Here is a 1,668-nt window from a genome sequence, read left to right as displayed (position 1 = left end):
CGACGGCCCGTTCGTCAACAAGGCCTTTGCGACAAACAGGCACCTGAATTTCCCTGTGCTTTCCGACTATAACCGCAAGGTTATCAAAAAGTACGGCATCGTCATGAAAAAGCTGGCAAGCATGGGCGACTATAACGCGGCCAAGAGGTCTGTCTTTGTCGTGGACGAGGCAGGCAAGGTGCGCTACAGGTGGGTGTCTGACAACCCGCTGGTCGAGCCCAACTATGCGGAAATCAAAGAGTTCCTGAAGAAAAACCAGTAACTCTCTTTTCCTTATTTTGTACACATAATAATTATATACAAAAATCCCCAGTAAGGGGCGTGCAAAGGCCAATCCTCTGGGGGATAATCATCGCAACTATTATGATGCTGCCTGCGCCGGCTATGGGGCAGGACTCGCTTGGGCTCGGGGACAACGTCTCAGTCCAGGTTTCAAGGGGCGCCGAGCTGTTTTGCGGCCGGCCCATGGGCGATTACAACGTCATCAACGGCAACGCAGGCGACGACACGCTGGCCGGCACCGACAAGGACGACCTTATACGCGGCTACGAAGGCGTGGACAGGATCCGGGGCGGCGCAGGGAACGACTGCCTCATGGGCGGCGACGGCAACGACTTTGTCTTTGGCCAGACCGGCGATGACATCATTTACGGCGGCAGTGGCAACGACCGGCTGTCCGGCAGGGACGGCAGCGACCGCATACACGGCGAGGCGGGCAACGACTGGATCTGGGGCGGCGTCGGCGACGACAACCTTGACGGCGACATCGGAAGCGACAGGATCTATGGCAGGGCCGGCAATGACTTCATTGCAGGCGGCAAAGGAAACGACATGCTGGTGGGCGGCGCAGGCTCGGACACAATAGGCGGCAACGACGGCAGCGACAAAATAGCCGGCAGGGAAGGAAACGACAGGCTTGCAGGCAACGCGGGGAGGGACAGGATCCACGGCGGCCCCGGAGACGACGCGATTGACGGCGGCGCCCACGGCGATGCGTGCTTTGACAGGAGCGGCAGCAATTCTGTCAATAACTGCGAAAACAGGGACGAAATAAAGGAAGAGGCAGACTCGCAGGACCCTAACGAGATAACGCAGTAGTCACTCTATAACAGCCAGCACGTCGTTTCTCGCGACGCTGGCCCCATGCTTTACCTTTATCTCTTTCAGGTTGCCGTCCTTGTGGGCCTTGACTGCCACCTGCATCTTCATCGATTCCAGCACCACAATCACGTCGCCCTTCTTGACCGCTGTGCCGGGCTTGGCCGATATGTTGACGACCCTGCCGGGGATCTGGCTTGCGAGGTTGCGGTCGCCGCCTCCTGAGCCCCCGAGCGCGGACGCCTTCTCAAGCACCTCTGTCAGCTTGGAATGCTTTTTCAGCGTTATGGGCTGGCCGTCCAGCATTATCCTGACCTCTGCACTTGCCGACGAGAGTATCTTGGCATGGTGGAATGTGTTGTCCAGCATGAACTCAAACTCGCTGCTGCCGCTCTTTAGCAGCCGGAGCGTCTGCTGCTTGCCGCCGATGCTGACAATGACGGAGCTGTTGTCGGCCGTGCGCACGACCTCGCCGCTGAGCATCTGGGCGACGTCGCCTACCTTGAATTCCATCAGGCCGGCCCCCTCATCTTCCACTTTGACACGCTGTTGCCTGCCTGCTGCGAGCCT

At 58.8% G+C, this 1,668-nt stretch carries 3 protein-coding genes; 2 read left to right on the top strand and 1 reads right to left on the bottom strand.

The genetic code is table 11. From position 1 onward, the window contains the following. A partial coding sequence (locus tag ACREAY_RS11750) for a redoxin domain-containing protein (RefSeq protein ID WP_431755955.1) occupies positions 1 to 262 on the top strand: 262 nt, incomplete at its 5' end. Positions 263 to 321: 59 nt separating this feature from the next. Continuing rightward, positions 322 to 1,098: a calcium-binding protein gene (locus ACREAY_RS11745; protein WP_431755954.1), complete on the top strand. Its 777-nt coding sequence runs from the start codon at positions 322 to 324 to the stop codon at positions 1,096 to 1,098. Here ACREAY_RS11745 and ACREAY_RS11740 read toward each other — a convergent pair. After that, positions 1,099 to 1,668, bottom strand: a 570-nt coding sequence (locus ACREAY_RS11740; protein ID WP_431755953.1) for an acetyl-CoA carboxylase biotin carboxyl carrier protein subunit, incomplete at its 5' end; no start/stop codon positions are given.

It is taken from the genome of Nitrososphaera sp. (assembly GCF_050748925.1).
In the GTDB taxonomy this organism is placed as follows: domain Archaea; phylum Thermoproteota; class Nitrososphaeria; order Nitrososphaerales; family Nitrososphaeraceae; genus Nitrososphaera.
Note: the sequence above shows the minus strand (reverse complement) of the source record. Positions and strands in the feature narration are given on the sequence as shown.